Raw genomic sequence first — 16,093 nt, 5'->3', positions numbered from 1 at the left:
ACAAGCCGGCATGCTTAATTTATTACCCTAAAACCTGAGTAGATTTCGCTGACTGAATTAGCTCTTGAATCTTTTCTATATTTTTCTCTTGAAATAAATCGATAATTCTGCTTCCAACTACTACTCCATCACAATACTGTCCTAATTGATGTACATGCTCAGGGGTAGCCACGCCAAATCCCGCTAGCACTGGTACTTTTGAAATAGCCTTTAGTGATGCCAAATATTCACCTATATCTTTTTGATAGGACTCTCTTGCCCCTGTAATTCCAGCGACCGTAACGGCATAAAGAAAGCCTTCCGACCTGTTTGCTAACTTTGCTTTTCGCTCTTCCGTACTTGTAATGGATACGAGTCTAATCAGTGCAATTTCATGTTTTTCTAGTTCCGCGGATACAAGCTCTTCTTCTTCTATCGGCAAATCCGGAATAATGATTCCACTCACACCTGCTTGCGTACAATCTGCGGCAAAACTCTTTATTCCATATGCAAATACAGGGTTTAAATAGGTCATGATAACAATTGGAATTGTATATGTTTCTTTTAGTTTTTGGAGTTCTAATAAAATAGAAGATAATGAAACATTTTCCTTCAACGCACGGATACCTGCTTCTTGAATCGTTGGACCATCAGCGACCGGATCGGAAAACGGAATTCCCAGTTCAATCGCTGTAGCTCCGAATTGCTCTAACAGTTTAATCCTTTCCCCTAATGTACTCAAACCGCCATCACCAGCCATAATATATGGAACAAATGCCTTATCTCCACTTTTCTTTACCTGTGCAAACGCCTCTGATAATTTTGTTTTTCCCATCTTACTCGCCCCCTAAAAAACTCTTAATGGTTTCGACATCTTTATCGCCGCGACCTGACAAACATATGACTAATGTCTCGTCTGGTTTCATTTCTTTTGCTAGTTTAATACTGTATGCAACAGCATGTGAGCTTTCTAGTGCCGGAATAATTCCTTCCGTTTTGGATAAGGTTTCGAATGCCACTAATGCTTCCTTATCTGTAATAGATGTATACTTCACTCTACCTATTTCTTTTAAATAGCTATGTTCTGGTCCGACCCCCGGATAATCTAGGCCTGCAGAAATAGAATGAGCTTCTTTGACCTGTCCATCTTTATCTTGAAGCAAATAGGTCATTGTTCCATGTAAAATTCCTTTTTCTCCGTCTGTTAATGCGGCTGCATGCTTTCCTGTCGCAATCCCATCTCCGCCTGCTTCCACACCAAATAATTGAACCTCGGAATCCTTTACAAATGGATAGAACATTCCCATCGAATTACTTCCACCGCCGACACATGCTACTACTGCATTGGGCAGTTTGCCGGTCTGTTCCATGACTTGTCTTTTCGTTTCCGATCCAATCACACTTTGAAAATCACGGACCATTTGCGGAAATGGATGTGGACCTACAACAGATCCAATAATATAATGTGTATCATGTACATTACTGACCCAGTACCGGAACGCTTCATTCACTGCATCCTTTAATGTGCAGCTCCCTTGATTCACACTCTCTACCTTCGCACCTAGTAATTCCATACGAAAGACATTTAGCTTTTGTCTGCGAATATCCTCCGCTCCCATAAACACAATACATTCCAAACCAAGCAAGGCACATGCTGTTGCGGTAGCCACTCCGTGCTGCCCTGCTCCTGTTTCGGCAACGACTTTCTTTTTGCCCATTCTTTTCGTTAACAATGCTTGACCGATAGCATTATTAATTTTGTGGGCGCCTGTATGATTTAGATCCTCCCTCTTCAAAAAGATTTTCGGACCGCCTAATTTTTTTGATAAATTTTCAGCATAGTAGAGTGGGGTTTCCCGTCCGACATATTGAGTAAGATAGTATGCTAATTCGTTCGTAAAATCTGGGTCCGCCATTGCCTCATTATATGCCTTTTCTAAATCAAGGATTGACGTCATTAATGTTTCTGGTACAAATCTCCCGCCAAACTCTCCGTAGCGGCCTTTTTCATTCGGATATGTTGTAGTAGAACTCATTATTCTCTCTCCTTTATTTGTAAAAATACTACGCTAGCATGCTCTACAAATTTTTTTATTTTTATCGGATCTTTTACATGATTGGTTTCCACTCCACTTGATACATCCACTATTGCTGGTTTGACCGTTAGGATGGCTTCCTCTACGTTCTGGACATTAAGTCCGCCTGCTAGGATAAGCTTATCCTTATCGGTATCAAGCATTTCGAGTGCTTTCCAATCGAATACTTCTCCACTGCCTGCTTTTGGACTATCAATTAAGTAGTAATCACAGGCATACTCGTTTATTTGAGCAAGATTATGACTAGAAAATGCTTTGATGATTGGATATGGCAAACTGTCCACAAATCGCGGCGATTCCTTACCGTGAAGCTGAATATAATCGAGCCCGATATCATCTGCAATTTGGAGAATGGTAGGTGCTTCTTCATTCACAAAGACTCCAACCTTTTTGATATTGGTTGGAAGAGCTTTTGATATAATTTTCGCTTGTTCCCGTGATATTCTCCTTTTACTGTCAGCAAATACAAATCCAATAAAATCAGCGCCTGCCTCCACCGCTGCCTTTGCTGCTTCCATGGTTTTAATACCACAAATTTTTACACCCACTGAAACATTCCCCTTATTTGAATTCTATTTTTAAATCTTTCAATGTTTCTTTCAGATTCTCCGAGCGCATCAATGTCTCTCCCACTAATACTCCTCTTACCCCTGCTTCCATCATCTTTTCTACATCCTCCCGATTTCGAATCCCGCTTTCGCCGATAAGTAGAATATCGTTTCTGTTCACTAATTTTGCTAACTCTTGTGTCACAGATAAATCAACGGTAAACGTTTTTAAATCGCGATTGTTGATCCCGATGATTTTGGCCCCTATTTCTAAAGCAATCATCAGCTCTGTTTCATTGTGAACCTCGAGCAGCACCTCCAAATCTATGGAATATGCATAATCAAATAGCTCTTTTAGACGTTGCTTTGGCAATGCTGCCGCGATGAGAAGCACTACATTTGCACCATAATCTTTTGCTCGATTAATTTGAATTTCTTCTATAATAAAGTCCTTGCATAGGATTGGCAGATCAACCGTGTTCCGAACAACCCTCAAATCCTCGATGGAGCCTTTAAAAAAGGGCGTATCTGTTAACACAGAAATTGCATTTGCACCGTATGTTGCGTATTGTTCAGCCTGTTCCACAGGGTTGACCTCAACATTTATCTCACCTTTTGAAGGCGAAGCTCGTTTAATTTCAGCGATAATATTCATAGTTGACGATTCCATAAAAGTTTGGTACATGGATTTTTCTTGCTTAATGTTTCTGTAATTTTGCTGCTGATACTGTTCTTTAAGTATTTTTACTTCTTTTTCTTTTTCGATGAGAATGTTGGATAAAAACGTCACCTCAAATCACCTCTTTTGCAAAATGTTTGCTGTATTCCACTAAATTATTTAATTTTTCCAATGCTGCTCCGGAATCGATACTTTTTTCAGCAATGGAAATGCCTTCCTCGATTGAGGCGGCTAAACCATTTGCAAAAATACCTAAGCCCGCATTCAATACCACGGTATCGCGGTATGCCCCTTTCCCTCCATTTAAGACTTGAAGAAGAATATCCGCATTTTCCTTGGAATTTCCGCCGCGTATCGCTTCATTTTCATATTGCGGCAATCCAACATCACTTGGTCTTAACGTAAAGCTGGTGATGTTTCCGTTATTTAATAAAACAAGATGGTTTTCACCAGATAAGGATGCCTCATCCATGTATCCCGCACCATTTAAGACTACTGCGCGTTTTCTGCCTAATTGGTGTAAAACCTGTGCCATCATTTCCAGCATATCTCTCCGATAAATTCCAAGAAGTTGCGTGTCTAGTGAAATTGGATTCGTAAGCGGACCAATTAAATTAAAGATTGTTGGGATTTTTAAATCCTTGCGTACCTTCATGATTCGTTTTATGTTTGGATGTACCTTGGGAGCAAAAAGAAAGGCAATGCCATTTTTGGCGAGTATCTCGGCAATTTGTTGGGGATCAAATTGTAAGCTTACTCCTAAATGTTCGAGAACATCCGCACTGCCGGTTTTACTGGAAACACTTCGATTCCCATGTTTGGCAATTTTGATTCCGGCACCGGCGATGACAAAAGCCGATGTGGTACTAATATTAAAGCTTCCAGATCCATCTCCGCCGGTTCCGCAATTATCCATTACTGATGGAAATGGCAGATCGATTTGCAGTGATTTTTCGCGGATGACTTCCACTAAACCGGCAATTTCCTCTGCAGTTTCACCCTTTATTTTTAATGCAGCCAAGAAAGCTCCCATTTCTGAATCCGATATTTCTGTTGAGAACAATTGGTTGGCTGCCATTGTCATTTCTTCATACGAGAGACTTTGATGCTCCATAACTTTTTCAAGATACGATTTCATTTCTATTCCCCCTCACTACATCTAAAAAATTTTTAATAATCGCTTTTCCGCATTTTGTTCCAATCGATTCAGGATGAAACTGCAGACCATATAGCGGATAGTGAATATGCTGGATTCCCATTACTTCTTCATCATCCATGGATTTTGCCACTACCTCGAGCTCTGAAGGCAGGCTTTGTTCTTTCATCACAAGTGAGTGATAACGCATGACTTCAAGCGGCTGGGACATGTATGCAAATAGACCCTGGCCAGAATGTAAAATCATTGATGTTTTCCCATGTTTAATATTCATCGCCTGGACAATTTCGGCTCCAAAGGCTGCACCAATAGCTTGATGCCCTAGGCAGATCCCTAATATAGGAATATCTTGATAGTAGGCTCTTATCAATTCGATGCAGATTCCGGCATTTTCTGGTATTCCTGGCCCTGGGGATAATATAATTGCTTCCGGTTTGAGCGCTTTGATTTCTGCAACAGTTATTTGATCATTTCGTACCACTTGAACGTCTTCGCCTAATTCTAAAAAATATTGGTACAGGTTATACGTAAAGGAATCATAGTTATCGATTAACAAGATCATTTCTACTTACCTCCAATAATGACTTTGCCTTGTTCATCGTTTCTTCGTATTCTTTTTCCGGGTTGGAGTCATAGACAATTCCGGCACCGGTTTGTAATATTGCCTTGCCATCTTTAATTACTAACGAGCGGATTGCTAATGCGAAATCAATATCTCCGTTTACATTGATGTAGCCTACGGCACCTGCATAGACACCGCGTTTTCTTTTTTCAAGTTCATTGATGATTTGCATTGCACGAATTTTCGGTGCACCCGATACCGTACCTGCTGGCAGGCAGGATATTAAAGCATCCACACTAGATAGAGTTTGTTTTAGCTGACCCTTTACCTCGGAAACGATATGCATAACATGTTGATAACGTTCAATTTCCATATACTTAGAAATCGTGATGGTTCCCGCTTCACAAACACGTCCTACATCATTGCGGCTTAAATCAACTAGCATTTTATGTTCGGCCAGTTCTTTTTCATCTGCTAGGAGTTCCTGCTCCAGTTGTTTGTCCTCTGTTACAGTTTCTCCGCGCTTCCTTGTCCCTGCAATTGGATTGGTTGTTAATTCCTTCCCTTTCGTTTTGATTAAGCTTTCAGGAGATGCTCCTAAAAGGATGTAATCCTCGAAATCAATGTAAAACATATAGGGGGATGGATTTGCGTTTCTAAGCTTTCTATAAAATTGAAATGGCTCATCTGTCGCTTCCCCTTCTAAAGCCTGAGATAATACGACCTGAAAAATATCTCCTTGTTGAATATGTTTCTTTGCGCTTTCCACCATTTTCATGAAATCTTCTTTCGATCTGGTCGGTTTAAAATCCATTTTAGCTGCATTTGTTTTTTGGTCCTCTTTGTCTCCCGTAAACAAAGCTATCTGTAATGTTTCTGTTGTTTGTTCAAGCTCCGCTTCCGTCCGCGTTTGATTTAGGTTTAATAAAATAATGGAAACGGTTTGCGAAAGATGATCGAATACGATGACATCCTGATAAAACATAAGATGAATATCTGGTATATTCAGCGAATCGTTTACCACATCCCCAATTTTTTCGTGTTGGCGAATCGCATCATATCCGATATAACCAACCCCTCCTCCATAGAAGGGAAAAGGCAAGTGGGCTCTTAGCTCTGGTAGAAATTTTTTTAATAGCTGGAGAGGGATACCCTGTTCTCGCTGGACGTGCTCTTTGTAATATATCGTTATTTGATCGTCAACAGCTTTATATTCCAGATAAGGGTTCATCCCAATAAAAGAATACCTGCCATTTCCTTCATGTTTAAGGGAACTTTCCAGCAAAAATTTCTTTTTTCCTTTTAAGCGATTGTAAATGGCTATCGGTGTTAAGGTATCTCCGTTAAGTGTGGTCATTTTATATTTTGGATTCAAAACTGGTTCCCTCCTAAATTTTTCTATATAAATAAAAAGTCCTCTATAAACGAAAGACTCATGATGTCTTTCGTTTATAGAGGACGATACATACCGCGGTGCCACCTCATATTGAAGGAGAAAATATTCCTTCCGCTTTTTCGGGTACGGGAAATGAGCAAATGCGTAAACGCCTTGCTCAGCGGCGTTTGGATTTCGTAGTCTTCGACTGAGATAAAAGAAACACGGCGAGATAGTTCACAAGCAAGTGAAATTAGCACTTAAATTTCAACCGATGTTGACGTAATCACAGGGAGAAGACATAGAAATCCACTAGCCGATAGGCGCTGAAGCTAGGCGTAGGTCATTGATAAAACATTTCCGATACCCTATCCTTTTAACGGTGGAATTCCGTGTTTCCCTACTGTCTTTCAGGAAACCTCTCATAAGTCCATTCTGCTTAACCCCTCGTACCGGATTCACACCATCACCGGCTCTCTGCAACGATTTTAGTCAAGCATACTCCTCTTAATCATTGAGTTCGCTATATTTTATTTTTTTAAAATACAAAAGTCCCCTCATCCGAAAAGGACGAGAGGACCCGTGGTACCACCTTTATTAGCTGAATAAAACAGCTCACTTTGACAATATCAAGATTACATTTTGAATCTTAATATCCGTCTCTTGTAACGACGAGACTTTCGCCAAAGCCTACTGCTTTCAATGTAAGTTTCGGTTTGGAAGCTCAGAAGCCCATTCATCCATACTTTCACACTGGTTTGCACCAACCACCAGCTCTCTACAGTGTCCATAAGGATTACTCTTCTTCTTCAACGCTTAAATATTTTTCAATTTATTTAAATTAATTGATAATTATACTATTACGTTTGAAATAGAATGTCAAGAGGAAAAAAGAAAAATTTCGAACATAGTATAAATTATTATCAAAGAAATGGCACTGTCCACTGGAGGCGGACACTTTCCCTATTTGTCCATCTGTGGTGCCTGGCACCCAAATTTGTTGCGAAGGACTAAAAATTATCATGAAAAACTGTTATAATGCATGTTTAAGGGGTTAAAAATTTCTAGCATTTAAATAGATGGGCTATTTGAAAATTATGTAAAAAGGAATGATTATGATGATGGATTCTCATCAAGTTTATAATAATTTACTTGCGATTGTAGAAAAGGAAAACATATTCGTTGATGAATACTTAAGAAATCATACTTATACTAGGCTTGGAGGAAAAGCAGATTTCCTTGTTACACCTTCGACCTATGAAGAATTACAAAATATTATTAAGCTATCCATTAAAGAAAATATTCCTTTCACCTTGTTAGGGAATGGCTCTAATTTGATCGTTAAGGACGGAGGGATCCGCGGTATCGTCATTCTTTTAAATCGTTTTAAGCGAATAAAAGTAGATGGGGATTATTTAATTGCGGAAAGCGGTGCGGCCATTATAGATGCATCCCGTAAAGCATTAGAAGCAAAATTAACTGGTCTGGAATTTGCTTGCGGCATTCCTGGAACCGTCGGCGGAGCTTTATTCATGAATGCTGGTGCCTATGGCGGAGAAATCAAAGATGTACTCGACCACGCTATTGTAGTGGATCGCAACGGGGATATTCAGAAAAGATCAGCTGCAGACTTAGATCTAGCTTATCGAACGAGTAATATTGCAGCCAATGGCGATATTGTGATGGAGGCAACGTTTGCACTTAAGCCGGGCAATTACGATGAAATTAAAGCGGTAATGGATGATTTAACCTTTAGAAGAGAATCTAAGCAACCACTTGAATATCCATCTTGCGGAAGTGTCTTCAAAAGACCTCCAGGTTATTTTGCAGGAAAACTGATCCAAGATAGCGGATTGCAAGGACATAGCATTGGCGGGGCTGAAGTTTCTACCAAACATGCAGGCTTCATTGTAAATAAGAACAATGCCACTGCCTCAGAATATATTGCTTTAATTCACCATGTGCAAAAAACAGTAAAAGAAAAGTTTAATGTAGAACTAGAAAGAGAAGTTAAAATTATAGGGGAAGACTAAACAAATAATTGGTAGGTCCACAAATTAATTTTTGTGGGCCTTTTCTGTATGTATCCCCTAATATTTTTCCGCATAAATCAAAAACTATGTGGGACTCAAACTATTTAGGGGGACACACATGAAAGCAACCGATGTATTTGTACACTGTTTAGAGAATGAAGGGGTAGAGTATATATTCGGAATTGTAGGCAATGAAATATTAGATTTAGCAAATTCATTATCTCATTCTGAACAAATTCAGTATATAACCGTTCATCATGAACAAGGTGCTGCATTTATGGCAGATGTTTACGGAAGACTCTCTGGTAAAGTAGGTGTATGCCTTGCCACACTCGGACCCGGAGCGACAAATTTACTAACAGGTATTGCAAGTGCCACACTGGACCATTCTCCGATGGTGACTATCACAGGGCAAGCAGCTTTAGAGAGACAACATAAGCATTCTCATCAATACCTTGATGTCATCCAAATAATGGAACCGGTAACAAAATGGGCCATACAGGTCAAAGAAGCTTCTGCTATTCCTGAAATTATTCGCAAAGCTTTCCGGATCGCAAAACTAGAAAAACGGGGTGCCGTTGCAATTGAATTACCGGAAAATCTTGCTATTCAAAGCATCCCGCCGATTGTGCTTCCTGTCACACCCGAGCCTGTTTCCATACCAAGCTACGATACGATTCTTGCCGCCCAAAAAATTATCCAGCAATCCAACAGACCTTTTATACTTGTCGGAAATGGTGTCATTAGAAGCGGAGCTGCAGACGAATTTTTAACATTTGCCGAAACCTTGCAAGCCCCAGTAACCCATAGTTTTACAGCAAAGGGGATTTTGCATAAAGAGCATAAACAAAATTATTTTACATTCGGCTTTATGGAAAAGGATGAAGTAATGCCAGGATTGCACGAGGCAGATTTACTTATCGTCATTGGCTTGGATCATAATGAACGACTTCCAAAAGAGTGGAACAGAAAGAAGACCACCATACTACATATTGATTCTCATCCTGCAGAAATAGATGAATTTTATCCTGTCCAAATTGAATTGGTAGGAAATTTAAAGGAAACTTTGGCATGTTTTCAATCCTTTGATCTCCCATCTAAAGCTTGGGTACCCGCCGGCAATCTGAAAAATCGCATAGAGCAAGCTTATAATATTTCTTGGAATCACGATAGTATTGCTTCACTTCCACTAACTATCGAAAATATTTTGCATGTGATAGAAATGATCGCTGATGATGAAACCATTGTCCTTTCAGACGTTGGTTCCCATAAAGTTTCGGTAGCACGCACCTTTCAACCGAAGAAACCTAATAGATTGGTTATTTCCAATGGCTTAGCTGCGATCGGCATCTCCCTTCCCGGAGCAATTGGAGCAAAATTAGCTTGTCCCAATGAACCAGTAATTTGCTTAACGGGAGACGGAGGATTTTTAACAAATGCAGCAGAGTTAGAAACAGCTAAGCGGCTAGGGCTCTCGTTCGTTATTATTGTTTTAAACGATTCTGTTTTAAAAATAGAAGAGGATACAATGAGGAAAAGATTCGGAAAAAGTTATGGGGTCGGCTTTCACAATCCAGATTTTGTCGATTTCGCAAATAGCTTTGGAATTATCGGCGTTCGCCCCAAAACCCTGGACCAATTTGCAGAAATGCTTATAAATTGTTTACATTCTTCTAGCAATATTACATTAATAGATGTACCAGTAAACAACTAAAAGGACAAAGGAGTCGTTTTTCTACTTGATTTGTCCTTTTAATCACTTCATAAAGAACAAATGCACCTGTGCTTTTCTATCAATTGTCCTCTTGATCTCTTTTAAAAGACAAAAGTGCTCGTTTTTTCCTTCAATTGTCCTTTTAATCCCTTTTAAAGGACAAAACTGCTCGTCTTTTTCTTTCAATTGTCCTTTTGGACCCCTTTAAAGGACAAGGGAGTTTCGATTTTGCCTTGCTTTGTCTTTTAGAGCCCTTTTAAAGGACAAAGCTGCTCGTTTTTCCCCTTGATTTGTCCTTTTGATCCCTTCTAAAGGACAAATGCGCCTGTGCTTTTACATCAATTGTCCTTTTGATCTCTTTTAAAAGACAAAAGTGCTCGTTTTTTTCCTTCATTTGTCCTTTTAATCCCTTCTAAAGGACAAATGCGCCTGTGCTTTTCCATCAATTGTCCTTTTAATCTCTTTTAAAGGACAAAAGTGCTCGTTTTTTTCCTTTATTTGTCCTTTTAATCCCTTCTAAAGGACAAATGCGCCTGTGCTTTTCCATCAATTGTCCTTTTGATCTCTTTTAAAAGACAAAAGTGCTCGTTTTTGTCCTTCAATTGTCCTTTTAATCCCTTTTAAAGGTCAAAAGTGCTCGTCTTTTTCCTTCATTTGTCCTTTTGAACCCCTTTAAAGGACAAGGGAGCTTCGATTTTGCCTCGCTTTGTCCTTTTGATCCCTTTTAAAGGACAAATGCGCTTGTGCTTTTCCATTAATTGTCCTGTTGAACCCCTTTAAAGGACAAGGGAGCTTCGATTTTGCCTTGCTTTGTCCTTTAGAGCCCTTTTAAAGGACAAAACTGCTCGTTTTTTTCCTTCATTTGTCCTTTTGATCCCCTTTAAAGGACTAGGGAGCTTCGATTTTGCCTTGCTTTGTCCTTTAGAGCCCTTTTAAAGGACAAAACTGCTCGTTTTTTTCCTTCATTTGTCCTTTTGATCCCCTTTAAAGGACTAGGGAGCTCCGATTTTGCCTTGCTTTGTCCTTTAGAGCCCTTTTAAAGGACAAAACTGCTCGTTTTTTTCCTTCATTTGTCCTTTTGAACCCCTTTAAAGGACAAGGGAGCTTCGATTTTGCCTCGCTTTGTCCTTTTGATCCCTTTTAAAGGACAAATGCGCTTGTGCTTTTCCATTAATTGTCCTGTTGAACCCCTTTAAAGGACAAGGGAGCTTCGATTTTGCCTTGCTTTGTCCTTTAGAGCCCTTTTAAAGGACAAAACTGCTCGTTTTTTTCCTTCATTTGTCCTTTTGATCCCCTTTAAAGGACTAGGGAGCTCCGATTTTGCCTTGCTTTGTCCTTTAGAGCCCTTTTAAAGGACAAAACTGCTCGTTTTTTTCCTTCATTTGTCCTTTTGAACCCCTTTAAAGGACAAGGAAGCTTCGATTTTGCCTCGCTTTGTCCTTTTGATCCCTTTTAAAGGACAAATGCGCTTGTGCTTTTCCATTAATTGTCCTTTTGACCCCCTTTAAAGGACAAGGCAGCTCTGATTTTGCCTTGCTTTGTCTTTTTGATCCCTTCTAAAGGACAAGAGTACTCACATTTTGCCACGCAGTGTCCTTTTGATCCCCTCTATCCCCCCTTTAATCCAACCAAAATCTAATAGTATTGGTCATCCCTATTTTGAATAATGTTATAAGAGACAATTTGAATTAAAATGGGGGTGATCATCATGGAACGTCCTGAATCCATTAAACGAATAACCAATCCAAATGATATTCAGGTACCGCCCGGATATAAAATAGAGGTATTCCAAGAAGAATTAACAACTCCTATCAATATGGAATTTACTGATCAGTGGGAAATGCTGATTGGCGATGCTGGAATTGTATCCGGCAGTGGAAAAGTTCTGAAGCTGACCGATTCCGGTCCGCAAGTAATTGCCGAGGGATTTCGTCCGCCGCTTACTGGAATCACTTATTTCAAAGGAAATATTTATGTAGCACATCGCAGCATGATTACTATCATTCAGTCTGATGGATCAAAAAAAGATATTCTCACAGGTTTGCCAAGTTTCGGTGACCATCATAATAACCGTGTCATATTTGGGCCGGACGGAAAAATGTACTTTGGACAGGGAACTGCTACGAATTCTGGTGTTATTGGTGAAGATAATCGTTGGATAAAAGATTATCCATTCTTTCATGACTATCCCGGAGCTTATATAAGCTTAGTCGGACATAATTTTCAAAGCAAGAACCTGCTAACCAATTCGCCAACTGATATTGCCCATACAGGTGCCTATTCGCCTTATGGTGTTCCTACTTTTCCGCGTGAAAATGTAAAAGGGGTAATCAAAGCAAGCGGCAGTATATTAAGGGCAAATCCCGACGGTTCCAATTTAGAACTGCTTGCCTGGGGGTTAAGAAACCCGTTTCGTTTAAAATTTGATTTAATGAACCGTCTGTACTGCGGAAATCATGGAATGGATGTTCGCGGAAGCCGGCCAGTTGAAGGCTCTCTAGATGAATTTCATGAAATTAAATTTGGTGCTTGGTATGGATGGCCGGATTATACTGGGGGAGTGCCTGTTTCCGATCCCCGCTTTAAACCGGCAGGCAAAAGACAGCCAACTTTTCTTTTAGCCCAGCATCCGATGAAGCCACCGAAACCTGTTGCCCTTTTCGAACCACATTCTGCAATAATGGGATTTGATTTCAATAAGAATCCAGACTTCGGACCTTTAAACGAGGCATACATTGCTGAATTTGGGAGTGAGGCACCTGTAACGACAGGAGGAAAACCTGCACCATATGTCGGCCACCGTGTTTCCCGCATTAATACGCGAAACGGAAATATAACACCTTTTGCAATTAATAAATCCAGGGTTGCTGCATCCGTTACACAAGGCGGCGGATTAGAAAGACCGATTGATGTTATTTTTGGCAAAAATAATGAAATGTATATTGCAGATTTCGGCTTAAATAGTCCAATCGGCCGCTATTACCCCAATACCGGTGTCATTTGGAAGGTAACAAAATCATAGAAATATTTTGTCTTACAAAAAATATTTCTGTAAGATGAAGGTAAATATACTTTAAGGAGTTTAAAACCATGCAAGAAATAATACTCTTAGTAGATATGTTCCAGAAACATGCTGACCCAGAAAAAGCCATTCCAATGGAAAACTATATGAAAAATCATTTTCCGTTCCTCGGCATCAAAACTCCGGAACGCAATCAAATACTAAAGGAGTTCTTTCAAGAAACGGAAATCATTAAGAAACCATTTTCGCATGAGTTTGTAAATGGCCTATGGAGTTTAAAAGAGAGAGAATATCATTATGCTGCTCTTGCCTATTGTCAACAATTCAAAAAAGGGTTCACTGACGAGGATCTACCATTTTTTGAAAAGCTCATTACTACTAATTCTTGGTGGGATACTGCTGATATAATTGCTCCGCACATCATTGGGGATATCGCAGGCAAATTTCCTGCTGTTATTTCTAAAAATATTGATAAATGGGCAACTGATGAAAATAGATGGTTAAGAAGATCCGCTATTCTTTTTCAGTTGAAATATAAATCAAATACGGATGCAGATCTTCTTTATCATTACTGTTTATTGAATGCAGATAGCAAAGAATTTTTCGTACAAAAAGCGATAGGCTGGGCACTAAGAGAATATTCCAAGACAAATTCGGAATCCGTTAGGTCCTTTATCCAGTCCCATTCATTGCCAAAGTTAAGTTTAAGAGAAGCAAGAAAATATATATAAACGAGGTAGATTAGTTCACTATTTGATAATGCCTGTTCCATCAATTTTCGTCGTAACATGTAATTTGAATTTTGCTTGCGGATATAGTCTTTTCCACTCTTCTATTTTCACTTTCTCATCCCCAAGATGAGTTGCCTCATAACGCTGCCCAAATCCAATCGGATCCGCTTTTGCCTTTTGTAACTTAGTTAATAGTTTTTCGAATTTCTTTTTATATTCTTTATTTGTTATCTTTTCATACGAATTTAAATTCACTCTTTGCTGTTCCCGATGTTTTTCCTCCAAATTTCCTTTCAGGTTGACAAAAATATCGATAATAGGGGTCGAACCTTTTGTATTTATTTTATATTTTACCTTCGCATTACTAGAAGCAATGGTAAAATCGTAGTTCTTAGCTTTTACATTAATTTCCGATTTCACCTTTTGCTTAATGAACAAATTGAGAAGCATTGTATCGTTCCTATCCAAGACAACGGCTAATCGTTTATCACGAATCACCCCACTTCTTTGAACCTCCAATGTATTCTCATTTTTGTTTAACTTGATAATTGGCAAAACAGGATCAATTCCCGGCTCTACTAAATCCCGCCAAAAGCTAAAAAGATATTCGGATATAACATAAGGTGTTTCCGTACCTTCATTTCCAAAAAGAAACAATAAACTATTACTTGGGATATATTCAGATTTGGGGTGAAAATTCAAAATATCGCTTGCCATTGAATCCGATATGCTCACCCAAGCAATTTCTTGGATATCTCTTCTTCTTGTAAACCAATCGACCGTGGTAAATAGATTTTCCTTCGCTATGTCCTTTCCAAGGATGATGACTTTCATATGACCAAGATCAAGTTCTTTATCTGCCTTTGATTTTATAATGCCAATAGCTGCTGCGATGGAATCAGCCTCTTCTGAGAGGATAATACTATCCCCTGGTTGTTTCGGATCACCGCTAGGTACGGCAAGTTCCAAAGAAACTTTATATTTTTCCTTCTCCCCCTTATCCACTCCAATGGAAACCGCAAAAAATCTTTTATCAATATCCTTAAATCCACAACCGCTTATTAAAACGACCGCCAATATAATTGGGATTAAGCACCATTTTCTATTCATTTTTTTTCTTCCTCCGAATAGCTAATAGTAAGATAAAATTCATGAAAATAGCGGCAGGGATCAAACCATTTATCCATGACTTCATAATTGAAAAAAGATTATCTTCCGTTGTAAATCCAGCAAATAAAAAGGTAATTAAAGCAAACGCTGCTGCAATAATATAGCCTAAAACATTCTTGCCCTTCAATCTGACTTTTGGAAAAATACTTTTAAACAATTCCATACTTACATGCCAATGAATCGTAATGCTAACAATTGAAATATTTGTATGCAGCAATAAAAATATAAACAAAACTCTTTCTACAAATCCCAGCTCCATTCGCATCGAATCCGCTGTAGAAATCCATGGAAACACATAGCCTTCCACTCCTTTTACCGCTCCGTGAAATCCAATAGGGCCAACCATCGTAACAAGAAGTACTTGAATTCCAAACAGCATGATCAACCAAAGCCACTTCAAATTCAACTTTTGCATTTCACGATTAAATATAATTAAATTAGCGAAACCGAAGTAAATAAAAGTAGCTGCGGAAATCGCGGACCACGAAGGAATTTCTCGAAAATGCGTAAAAAAAATGCGAACAGTGTCCCAGCTAAAATAATCATTAAAAATTGCTTTTATTAGAATAAGCAATATAAATGGCAAATTTAATAGAATTAACAGCTCTGTTGCATACAATACTTTTTTCGTAGGCATTAATATAGAAAAACATATTAATAACAAAAACATTCCTGAAATCAGGATATTTGGCATATCAGGGCTGATGAAAACTTTTGTGATTGTGATAAAAGAAAGCAAAGTAAATAGACCTGCATGAAACCACATATAACCATTAAAAAAGATATAAATGTTTTTAACCCATTTTGAGAGATACTTCTCCAATATTTCCGGCAATCCCATTTTAGGAAAGTGGGAAAATTGTTTCATAAATATATACATCAAACCAGTACCGATGATGCTTCCAATTGGGATGGCAAGCAATCCTCCTGTTAGTCGCTCGTTCATCATAATTCTTGGAATAAAGGTTAAAACATTCGTAATCATATTGACAATGATTAAATAATAAAAATATCGATTCATCCTATGA

General features: G+C 38.8%; 13 protein-coding genes and 2 other annotated features. Of the genes, 4 read left to right on the top strand and 9 right to left on the bottom strand.

Annotated features, from left to right (window positions below; genetic code table 11):
* Window positions 1-22: 22 nt before the first annotated feature.
* From trpA to trpE, 7 genes are read right to left on the bottom strand one after another with little or no spacing between them, the layout of a single operon-like run.
* A complete protein-coding gene (gene trpA / locus CWO92_RS14090; RefSeq protein WP_101354847.1) occupies window positions 23-814 on the bottom strand; it encodes a tryptophan synthase subunit alpha in 792 nt (263 codons plus the stop codon).
* 1 nt (window position 815) lies between these two features.
* The gene (trpB, locus tag CWO92_RS14085; protein ID WP_101354846.1) at window positions 816-2,015 is read right to left on the bottom strand and encodes a tryptophan synthase subunit beta; all 1,200 of its coding nucleotides are present in this window, start codon (window positions 2,013-2,015) and stop codon (window positions 816-818) included.
* Entirely contained in the window at window positions 2,015-2,623 is a 609-nt protein-coding gene (locus CWO92_RS14080; RefSeq protein ID WP_101354845.1) for a phosphoribosylanthranilate isomerase, read from the bottom strand. Before CWO92_RS14080 ends, trpB begins: the two co-directional genes overlap by 1 nt.
* Window positions 2,624-2,636: 13 nt before the next feature.
* Window positions 2,637-3,413, bottom strand: coding sequence for an indole-3-glycerol phosphate synthase TrpC (trpC, locus tag CWO92_RS14075; protein ID WP_101354844.1), 777 nt, complete (start codon window positions 3,411-3,413; stop codon window positions 2,637-2,639).
* 1 nt (window position 3,414) lies between these two features.
* The gene (gene trpD / locus CWO92_RS14070; RefSeq protein ID WP_101354843.1) at window positions 3,415-4,440 is read right to left on the bottom strand and encodes an anthranilate phosphoribosyltransferase; all 1,026 of its coding nucleotides are present in this window, start codon (window positions 4,438-4,440) and stop codon (window positions 3,415-3,417) included.
* Window positions 4,424-5,020 carry an anthranilate synthase component II gene (locus tag CWO92_RS14065; protein ID WP_101354842.1) on the bottom strand — a complete coding sequence of 199 codons (597 nt, stop codon included), beginning with the start codon at window positions 5,018-5,020 and terminating at the stop codon, window positions 4,424-4,426. Before CWO92_RS14065 ends, trpD begins: the two co-directional genes overlap by 17 nt.
* Window positions 5,001-6,377, bottom strand: a complete 1,377-nt coding sequence (trpE, locus tag CWO92_RS14060) for an anthranilate synthase component I (RefSeq protein ID WP_101354880.1) — start codon at window positions 6,375-6,377, stop codon at window positions 5,001-5,003. The genes CWO92_RS14065 and trpE overlap by 20 nt, the downstream gene beginning before the upstream one ends.
* A gap of 94 nt (window positions 6,378-6,471) precedes the next feature.
* Window positions 6,472-6,919: a binding site (T-box leader), on the bottom strand.
* A gap of 39 nt (window positions 6,920-6,958) precedes the next feature.
* Window positions 6,959-7,217 (bottom strand) — a binding site (T-box leader).
* A 296-nt stretch (window positions 7,218-7,513) separates the two neighbouring features.
* Between trpE and murB the strand changes: the two genes are divergently transcribed.
* The 4 genes from murB to CWO92_RS14035 all read left to right on the top strand — a co-directional run bounded on the left by murB (window position 7,514) and on the right by CWO92_RS14035 (window position 13,895).
* Entirely contained in the window at window positions 7,514-8,428 is a 915-nt protein-coding gene (gene murB, locus CWO92_RS14050; RefSeq protein WP_101354841.1) for a UDP-N-acetylmuramate dehydrogenase, read from the top strand.
* Window positions 8,429-8,546: 118 nt separating this feature from the next.
* Window positions 8,547-10,142 (top strand): acetolactate synthase large subunit, encoded by a 1,596-nt coding sequence (locus tag CWO92_RS14045; protein WP_101354840.1) that lies wholly within the window; start codon window positions 8,547-8,549, stop codon window positions 10,140-10,142.
* Window positions 10,143-11,850: 1,708 nt separating this feature from the next.
* Entirely contained in the window at window positions 11,851-13,164 is a 1,314-nt protein-coding gene (locus tag CWO92_RS14040; protein ID WP_101354839.1) for a PQQ-dependent sugar dehydrogenase, read from the top strand.
* 68 nt (window positions 13,165-13,232) lie between these two features.
* Window positions 13,233-13,895 carry a DNA alkylation repair protein gene (locus tag CWO92_RS14035; protein ID WP_101354838.1) on the top strand — a complete coding sequence of 221 codons (663 nt, stop codon included), beginning with the start codon at window positions 13,233-13,235 and terminating at the stop codon, window positions 13,893-13,895.
* A gap of 18 nt (window positions 13,896-13,913) precedes the next feature.
* Here the strand turns inward: CWO92_RS14035 and CWO92_RS14030 are convergent, their stop codons facing one another.
* Window positions 13,914-15,005: a Ger(x)C family spore germination protein gene (locus CWO92_RS14030; protein WP_101354837.1), complete on the bottom strand. Its 1,092-nt coding sequence runs from the start codon at window positions 15,003-15,005 to the stop codon at window positions 13,914-13,916.
* Window positions 14,998-16,086, bottom strand: coding sequence for a GerAB/ArcD/ProY family transporter (locus tag CWO92_RS14025; protein WP_101354836.1), 1,089 nt, complete (start codon window positions 16,084-16,086; stop codon window positions 14,998-15,000). Before CWO92_RS14025 ends, CWO92_RS14030 begins: the two co-directional genes overlap by 8 nt.
* Window positions 16,087-16,093 lie beyond the last annotated feature (7 nt).

This window comes from Heyndrickxia camelliae, from assembly GCF_002844575.1.
Lineage (GTDB): Bacteria > Bacillota > Bacilli > Bacillales > Bacillaceae_C > Margalitia > Margalitia camelliae.
Note: the sequence above shows the minus strand (reverse complement) of the source record. Positions and strands in the feature narration are given on the sequence as shown.